The sequence below is a fragment of the Pseudostreptobacillus hongkongensis genome, from assembly GCF_001559795.1.
GTDB classification, from domain to species: domain Bacteria; phylum Fusobacteriota; class Fusobacteriia; order Fusobacteriales; family Leptotrichiaceae; genus Pseudostreptobacillus; species Pseudostreptobacillus hongkongensis.
On the sequence record NZ_LOHY01000076.1, the window covers coordinates 43,522 to 51,913 of the forward strand.

Here is an 8,392-nt window from a genome sequence, read left to right on the forward strand (position 1 = left end):
TTTATGTCGTATTCATCAAAACTTAAAGAAGAGATTTTAGATATAGAAGTCAAAGATAAAGAAGAAATTTTAGCTGAACTTTTTGGATTATTTTTATCTAAAAATTCATTTAAAAATAATGGAATAGAATTTAGTAGTGAAAATTTTAGATTAACTCAAAGAGTGTACAAGCATATATTAAAGGTTGTTGATATTAAACCACAAATAAAATATATAATTGCTAAAAGATTTTCAAAACCAAGAGTATATAATATATCTATAAGGATAACAAAAGAAATAGAAGGTATATATGCTGAATTTTTAAAGGAACTTTTTAAATTTAAAAAGTTTTTAGAAGTTGAAGAATTAATCCCAGTTATATTAAGAGGATATTTTTTAAATTCAGGATATATAAAAGATCCTAATAAGGGCTATACTTTAGATTTCTTTATAGATACAGAAGATGCTTCAACTTTTCTATATATGTTATTAAAACACATAAATAAAAGAGTTTTTCATACAGATAAAAAAAATAAGAATATAGTATATATTAGAAACTCAGAAGATATATTAGATATAATATACATGATGGGTGGAGAAAAAATATTCTTTGAATATGAAGATGTAACTATAATTAAAGAAATGAAGAATAAAGTAAATAGAAAATTGAATTATGAATTAGCAAACGATATGAAAAGTGAAGCTGCAGCTATTAAACAAATAGATATGATAGAATATATAGATGAAAAAATGGGACTTTCTAATTTAACTGATGCACTTGAAGAAATAGCAAGGCTTAGATTACTAAATGAAAGTGATTCATTTCAAGAACTTGCAGATAAATTAAGAATTTCTAAATCAGGTATAAGAAATAGATTTAGAAGATTAGAAGAAATATATCTTGAATTAAAGGGAGTAAAAAATGAAAAGTCTAAAAGAACAAAATAATTATGATGAATTTTTACAAGAATATTCTCTGTTTAATGAAAAAAGTAAATATTTCAAAATAAGTAAAGATGGAAATATTAGTATACTAGCACCAAGCTATATTTTAGAAATTGGGTATATGTATATAGTTAAAAAATTTAAAAAAGCAGAAAAATTATGGAATGTTGAAGATATTGTTGTAAAAAAATATAAAAAACTTAAAAGACACTCCTGTTTAGATATAGATGAACTTGAAGATAAATTTTTTAGAACAATAATTAATAGAGATAGTGTACATGTTTTAGGGTTGGGAAATGAGTTAATAAGAAGAGATGATAAAAAATTCTTTGACATACTTTACCTGAATTCTAAAATATCAAATGATAATAATAGACTTATAAAGCTATATTTATTTGAAAAAATATATAAAGAAATAGGATTAAATGATGCATTATTAACTAATATTTTAAGATACTTTACAACATCGCAAGAAGGTTATGGTGTTAAAACTAGTGTAGATGCACTTTATTCATATATTTATGAAAAGAAATTTGGAGAAATATTAGATATTAATTGTAATAAAAAAAATGATATAAATGATATAATATTAGAATTTTTAAAAGGAGATGAATAAAATGTTAGAGATGAAGTTTATTAGAGAAAATACTGATCTTGTAAGACAAAGTTTAAAAAATAGAAATAGTGATTTTGATTTAGAAAGATTATTAGAATTAGATAGTATAAGAAGAGAAAAATTAACAGAAGTTGAAACTTTAAAGAAAAAAAGAAATGATGTTTCAGCTATAATAGGTAAAAATGCTAGAGAAGGTATAGATTCAACTGAATTAAAAGAAGAAATGGGTAAAGTTAGTTCAAGAATTAAAGAATTAGACTTAGAGTTAGTTTCAGTTGATGAAGAACAAAGACTATTATTATTAACTATTCCTAATGTATTACATAGTAGTACACCAGTTGGAAAAGATGAAAATGATAATGTTGAAGTTAGAAAGTGGTCAGAACCTAAAGAGTTTAATTTTGAAGTTAAATCTCATGATGAATTAGGAGTTAATTTAGATATTTTAGATTTTGAAAGAGGAGCTAAACTTGCTGGTTCAAGATTTACTATATATAAAGGGATGGGAGCAAGACTTGAAAGAGCTTTAATAAACTTTATGTTAGATACACATACAAGTGAACATGGATTTAAAGAAATATTAACACCACAACTTGCTAAAGGTGAAATAATGGTAGGGACAGGTCAATTACCTAAATTTGCAGAAGATATGTATAAAATTGAAAGTGAAGATTTATACCTTATACCTACAGCAGAAGTTACACTAACTAATATGCATTCAAATGAAATATTGAAAGAAAGTGATCTTCCTATGTATTTCTGCGGATTTACAGCATGTTTTAGACAAGAAGCAGGTAGTGGAGGAAGAGATCTTAAAGGACTTGTAAGACAACATCAATTTAATAAAGTTGAAATGGTTAAGATAGTACATCCAGAAAAATCTTATGAAGAATTAGAACATATGACAGGATGTGCAGAAAAAATATTACAAAAATTAGGACTACCTTATAGAGTTGTTGCATTATGTAGTGGAGATATAGGGTTCTCAGCTGCTAAAACTTATGATTTAGAAGTATGGGTTCCATCTCAAAATAAATATAGAGAAATTTCAAGTTGTTCAAATACAGGAGATTTCCAAGCAAGAAGAGCAATGATAAAATATAGAAATGAAGAAGATAAAAAAAGTTATTTCGTACATACACTTAATGGTTCAGGGCTTGCAGTAGGTAGAACATTACTTGCTATAATGGAAAATTATCAACAAGAAGATGGAAGTATTAAAATACCAGACGTTTTAGTCCCTTATATGGGTGGTGTAACAGAAATTAGATAAGAGGTAAAAATGAGAATATTAAAGTTATTAATATTTATAATCGTATCTATATTTTTGGTAATATTTTTAGAATTTTCTGGATTGGTTTATCATAATAATATACTAGCCTCTAAATATGAAACTCATGGTATAGATATATCTCATCATCAAGTTAGACTTAATTGGAGTTTAATTGATAAAAAATATAAATTTGTACTGATGAAAGCAACTGAGGGTAAAGATTTTTTAGATACAGATTTCTTATACAATTGGAATAAATCTCAACTAAGTGGATTTAGGGTAGGAGCTTATCATTTTTTCACGATGTATTCAACTGGAGAAGAACAGGCTAATTTCTATATATCTAAAGTTCCAAAAGTAAAAGGAGCCTTTCCACCTATAGTAGATTTAGAAATATCAACAAAATATCCTAAAGATATAGTTAAAAAACAATTAGGAGATATGATTGATATATTAGAAGATTATTATGGTAAAAAAGTAATAATATATGTAAATAGTAGTACATATGATAAATATGTTAAAAATGAATTTCCAGATAATCCTATATGGTATAGAAATATTAAATATTATCCAGAAATACCTAACTGGGAAATATGGCAATATTCTAATAGGGGTAGAGTTAGTGGTATAGATGGATTTACAGATAGAAATGCTATGAAAGAGAAAAATATAGATGATTTTATAGAAAAATATAGAATAAAATAAATAAAGAGATTGCTTGTAAATTATAGGGCAATCTCTAATTTATTTTTTACTAATAATTTATATTTCTAGACTCATAATCTATATTTTCTTTAAGTGTATCAATATCTTTTTTTAAAACATCTAATTGATATTCTAATTCTTTTTTTTCATAATCATCATTAATTAAATCTATTTTTTCTAATGTTTCTTTGTATTCAATTTGTTTTTCTTTTAATTGTTTTCAAGGAGAAGAAAGAATTGCAGGATATGGACTTAATCCGTCTAAATACGGAATAATGGGCAGTGAGTTTGCAACTATAACTACTGCTATTGATAATAAAGGTTATTCTGTATGTTTCATATCTTGTTTAGGTAAATTATCAAGTGAGTTGTTTGTTGATTTATTTGATGAGTATTTAGAATCTCCTTCATATATTTGTACTGATTCTAACTCTATATACAATAAATATTGTGAAATTAATAATATACCTCATTATATTAAACCCTCTAATTATGATAGATTATTAGATGAATACGATTTATTTAATAAAACTAACGAACAAAAAGAAAAGATATTATTAAAGTTATATAACGATGATAAAATAGATAAAATCTTAAATAAAGGTAGATTAAATTATTTAGAATTTAAAGAATTAAAATCTAAAAATAGATTAAGCCTTGCAAGAGTTAATGAACTACATAATGAGATTAAAAAGTTTATAAATGTAAATAAAACAAATGTATCTACAAAATACTTAAATGATTACATTTTATTTTTTAATTATATTAGAAATTATAAAGTGAGAAATGGTAATTACCCTAGTTCTAAAAAATATTTATTGAGATATTAACTCAAAAAGTAAACTATACAATAAATGATATAAACAATTAGATTTACCAAAACCTACTGGTAAATATATGGCTATGTTAAAAGAAGAAACAGAAAAACTACAAATATTAACTAATAATACATTTACTTTTAATAATGAAGATAATGTTGCTACATTTAATAAAATAGAAATTTTATTGAATATACCTAAATATAAGTTATATGAACTAGCTAAGCATTATAAAATACAGAAATATAAAAAACTAGCTAAATGGTGCTTAGCTAGTCTGTTGTTAAAACAAAGTGATATTGATATTATGTTGTATAAGGTTCTGTTGAAGGATAGGGTTATTAAAGAATAATAAGAGACTGTGAACTTTTTATACTCTCATTTAGAATAGTAATTATTTTAAAAATTCACACTTAAATAATGTTAGTACTATTTTATTCAAATAATAATTTTTAATAATGTTTTTAGTATCTTTATATGTCCGTTTAATTCTAGATAATTATATTCAATTTTATCTTTTTCATCTATATATTTTATATTTAATTCTTCATCAATTTGATACAATCCATAAGTAATTTTATTATTATATTTTTCTATTTTTTACTCGTTTATATAATTTTTTCTTTTTAGGATCAGTATAACCATCTTATCCTTTAAAACTTCCATTATATCTTGTAAATTTATTACTCGCTACTTTATCAAATAATTCTTTATCGTTTCTTAATATCTTTTTCTTCTTTTGATTTTATTTCAGTTCTATATATTCCCATAAGTTGTAAATGTGGAGTAAATTCATCAAATTGTATTACTTCAGATAAGACTCTATAATCTTCTCCTATATAATTTTTAACAAAATCAGATATATCTTTATAAAAGTTTACCCACTCATCTTTGCTTGTATTGTTGGTGTTGTAGAATAAAAATATTCATATTTACTACTTTCTTTATTTAATGAATAATCTGTATTAGAAATATATGTATTATATTCATTTATATCAATTTTTTTTAGTATAATATTCTCATTTGATAATTTATGATTCATATTATTATTTTTTGTTCTCAAATACTTTCATATTCTTGAGATATATTTATTATTTGTTGTCTTGTTGTAACTAATTTAATAGATTTTCTTTTAAAGTTAGAAAATAATTTTATTTGTCTTGCTACTGACATTTTTTTCATTCCTTTCTTATATCGTCTAGGAGTTTTGTTATCAAAAATTAAAAAAATTTGAATTTATTGCATTTTAATTAGTTTTAATATTTTATTTTATCTAAAAATATAATTTTTAGGTAAAATGGGGTCAAGGGGGCCTTGCACGTTAAATGTCAAGGTTAAAATGAGCACCCATTTCCTTGCATTATAAAATTCTATAATACTAATTATAAGTTGTAAAAAATGATAATATTTTAATCATTATCATTCTATATATTAATTTTATTATTTCAAAAATTTTTTTAATTGATATTCTATATCTTCTATTACTATTATATTATCTGAAATTTTACATTCAAATAAATCATCTTTTGTTTTTACTATTATTCCGTATGCAAAATTTTTATTTTTCATTGATTTTATTAAATTACTTTCACATTCTAACATTGTTTCATTTTCTTTTTGTATTTTTATTCCTATCAATTTATCATTAATTTTCTTTTTTAAAATTGCATCTAACCCCTTATTTCTTTGTACTATATTACAATCAAAATTAGACAATATCATTTTTTCTCTTTCATTCTTTTCATCATAATCTTTTATACCCTTTGCTAATAATTGAGATTCTGTTTTTATTGGATTTTCTAATCTTTTTTCAGCTATTTTTATTGCATCTTCATTTATATCAAAACCTATAAATTTTCTATTCATAATTTTAGCCGCTACTACGGTTGTTCCACTTCCTAAAAAAGGATCTAAAACAAAGTCATTTTCATCTGTTGATATTTCTATTATTCTTTCTAATAAATGAATAGGTTTTTGAGTTGGATATCCTGTTCTTTCCTTAGCTTTTGGATTTAAAAATGGTATTTCCCAGACATCTCCTAGTGGAACTCCTTTTTTTTCTGTTGAATATACAATTTCTCCTTTATCATTTATTTTATATTTTGATTTTCCATTTTCGCCTTTTTCTCTATCTTGTAATATTTGATCAATATTTGTAGTATATGAATAATTTTTATATATTATATTAAATTTAAAATTATTAGTTTTAGTAAAATGATATATATTTTGATGTGAATCTAATAACCCTTTTTTTGAATTACTCCATCTTTTATATGTCCATATTATTTCACTTCTAAAATTTTCTACTCCAAATATCTCTTCTAAAATTATTCTTATTCTATGATTTGCAATTTTATCACAATGAACAAATATATTCCCTGTATTTTTCAATATTCTTTTCATTTCATTTAATCTTAATTTTAAATACTCAATATATTCTGTAATATTTTCCCATTTATCAGAAAAACTATATTCTATTCCTTCTTTACTTGTTAATTTTTGATTTTGTTGTGTAAAAAATGGTGGATCCAAATATATCAAATCTATTGAATTATCTTTAATTTTTTTCATTCCTTCTAAACAATCATAAAGATATATTTTATTTGTTTCCATATACTTCCTTTTCACATGCTATTCTTTTTAGAATTTCAAGCAAATCTACTCCTGTCATTTTTTTTATATAATCCCAAGACTTATCTCCATAATAATATTCTCCTCCAATTCCATTATATAATGTCTCTAATGTTTGTTGTATATTTTGTGCTTGTTTCCTGTTTGGATAATAAAACATTATTCTAATAGGTTTATATCCATATTTGGATATTGCTTGAACTCTTGTATGTTCTTTTGTAATATGATCCCCGTCAGTTGTCGCATCTCTCCATTTTATTTCATAAGCATTCTTTTCTACTAAACAATCAATTTCAAAATTTTTAGGTCTCATTCCAATATTATTTTCAATTCTAACTTTTTGTGCGTCTGGATATCTATATTTAAAACACATTAAAGCAGCTTCTTCTAAGAAAGACCCTGCTGCTTTATATAAAAATCTACCTTTATTTTGATATACATCAATAAGATTTCCTTCATTTGAATTTATACCTAAAACACTATATATTAAATGATGTGATTTATCATCTAACCTCATTTCATCTATCCGTATATTAATATTCTTTTTTAGATCATTTTCATATTTTTGAGCTATATTTTTTATTGTTAAATACATATGTTCATTCATAATTATTCTCCTCTCTATCTCCAAATTTGATACCATTTCTTATCTTTTTTATTTTCTAATAATAATGTATTATTTTTACTTAATTTTAATAATTGATAATTTAATACTTGAATTTGATTATATTGCTGCTTTATTTATTCTTATAAATGATTTATAAATTTTTATTTATTCTCTAATTGAAATTATAAATTTTTCACTTCATTTTGTAATTGTAATTGTAAATTGTAAATTGTAATTTACATTATAATCATCTTTTTTTACATTTTCAATTACAAAGATATTTCCACTTTTATCTTCAATTTTTGTCAACAACACCTTTATTTATACAATTATAAACAGTTTTCAAAGATTTTATTCCATATTTTTTATAATATTCTATTGTAATTTTTACACACATGATTACTACAATTCATTTTTTATTATAATTTATAAATATTTTCTTCAATTATCTCAACAATCTTATTTCCTTTATCACTAACAATATATTTCCCTTTAGTATTATTAAAAGCATCAATAAAGTTATCTTTTTTTAGTTCTTGCATTATCTTATTAGTTTTATTTTTAGAAAAATGTAAACTATCTGCTATTTCTTGTTGTGATAATGCTATATATTTGTTATTTTTTATTTCTATTTGATTATCATATAAAAATTTTAACAACTTATATTTATCATTTGTAAAATCAACTAAATTTATCAAAATAATCACTCCTTTTTAATAATAGTATAACATATTTAATTAGAATTGTCTATTAAAAATACTATAATAGTGTATTTTATAAAAATATTATAAATAAAATGGGCTGTTGCAATAAAAAAT

The 8,392-nt window shown here is 22.7% G+C and carries 10 protein-coding genes; 6 read left to right on the plus strand and 4 right to left on the minus strand.

The window, feature by feature from the left end; genetic code table 11:
• The first annotated feature begins 3 nt into the window (after positions 1-3).
• The 6 genes from whiA (at position 4) to AYC59_RS08025 (ending at position 4,688) form a co-directional block, all read left to right on the plus strand.
• Positions 4-927, plus strand: a complete 924-nt coding sequence (whiA, locus tag AYC59_RS01985) for a DNA-binding protein WhiA (RefSeq protein ID WP_066894666.1) — start codon at positions 4-6, stop codon at positions 925-927.
• Complete coding sequence (locus AYC59_RS01990; RefSeq protein WP_066894668.1) at positions 902-1,540, plus strand: hypothetical protein; 639 nt, start codon at positions 902-904, stop codon at positions 1,538-1,540. Before whiA ends, AYC59_RS01990 begins: the two co-directional genes overlap by 26 nt.
• A 1-nt stretch (position 1,541) precedes the next feature.
• Positions 1,542-2,813 (plus strand): serine--tRNA ligase, encoded by a 1,272-nt coding sequence (serS, locus tag AYC59_RS01995; protein ID WP_066894670.1) that lies wholly within the window; start codon positions 1,542-1,544, stop codon positions 2,811-2,813.
• 9 nt (positions 2,814-2,822) lie between these two features.
• Positions 2,823-3,518 (plus strand): GH25 family lysozyme, encoded by a 696-nt coding sequence (locus AYC59_RS02000; RefSeq protein WP_066894672.1) that lies wholly within the window; start codon positions 2,823-2,825, stop codon positions 3,516-3,518.
• A gap of 188 nt (positions 3,519-3,706) precedes the next feature.
• Positions 3,707-4,348: a hypothetical protein gene (locus AYC59_RS08020; protein ID WP_211260000.1), complete on the plus strand. Its 642-nt coding sequence runs from the start codon at positions 3,707-3,709 to the stop codon at positions 4,346-4,348.
• 67 nt (positions 4,349-4,415) lie between these two features.
• Positions 4,416-4,688 carry a hypothetical protein gene (locus AYC59_RS08025; protein ID WP_066894677.1) on the plus strand — a complete coding sequence of 91 codons (273 nt, stop codon included), beginning with the start codon at positions 4,416-4,418 and terminating at the stop codon, positions 4,686-4,688.
• Positions 4,689-5,213: 525 nt separating this feature from the next.
• Here AYC59_RS08025 and AYC59_RS02015 read toward each other — a convergent pair.
• The 4 genes from AYC59_RS02015 to AYC59_RS02030 all read right to left on the minus strand — a co-directional run bounded on the left by AYC59_RS02015 (position 5,214) and on the right by AYC59_RS02030 (position 8,272).
• Positions 5,214-5,399 (minus strand): hypothetical protein, encoded by a 186-nt coding sequence (locus AYC59_RS02015; RefSeq protein WP_066894679.1) that lies wholly within the window; start codon positions 5,397-5,399, stop codon positions 5,214-5,216.
• 377 nt (positions 5,400-5,776) lie between these two features.
• Positions 5,777-6,949, minus strand: coding sequence for a DNA-methyltransferase (locus AYC59_RS02020; RefSeq protein ID WP_066894681.1), 1,173 nt, complete (start codon positions 6,947-6,949; stop codon positions 5,777-5,779).
• Positions 6,936-7,574 (minus strand): ApaLI family restriction endonuclease, encoded by a 639-nt coding sequence (locus AYC59_RS07530; protein ID WP_082752630.1) that lies wholly within the window; start codon positions 7,572-7,574, stop codon positions 6,936-6,938. Before AYC59_RS07530 ends, AYC59_RS02020 begins: the two co-directional genes overlap by 14 nt.
• 419 nt (positions 7,575-7,993) lie before the next feature.
• Positions 7,994-8,272 carry a helix-turn-helix domain-containing protein gene (locus AYC59_RS02030; RefSeq protein ID WP_066894683.1) on the minus strand — a complete coding sequence of 93 codons (279 nt, stop codon included), beginning with the start codon at positions 8,270-8,272 and terminating at the stop codon, positions 7,994-7,996.
• Positions 8,273-8,392: the final 120 nt, after the last annotated feature.

Bases quoted from the DNA above. Each gene is read 5' to 3' on its own strand.
- serS (WP_066894670.1), top strand. From the start codon at position 1,542: ATGTTAGAGATGAAGTTTATTAGAGAAAATACTGATCTTGTAAGACAA.
- AYC59_RS01990 (WP_066894668.1), top strand. From the start codon at position 902: ATGAAAAGTCTAAAAGAACAAAATAATTATGATGAATTTTTACAAGAA.
- AYC59_RS07530 (WP_082752630.1), bottom strand. From the start codon at position 7,574: ATGAATGAACATATGTATTTAACAATAAAAAATATAGCTCAAAAATAT.
- whiA (WP_066894666.1), top strand. From the start codon at position 4: ATGTCGTATTCATCAAAACTTAAAGAAGAGATTTTAGATATAGAAGTC.
- AYC59_RS08025 (WP_066894677.1), top strand. From the start codon at position 4,416: ATGGCTATGTTAAAAGAAGAAACAGAAAAACTACAAATATTAACTAAT.
- AYC59_RS02020 (WP_066894681.1), bottom strand. From the start codon at position 6,949: ATGGAAACAAATAAAATATATCTTTATGATTGTTTAGAAGGAATGAAA.
- AYC59_RS02000 (WP_066894672.1), top strand. From the start codon at position 2,823: ATGAGAATATTAAAGTTATTAATATTTATAATCGTATCTATATTTTTG.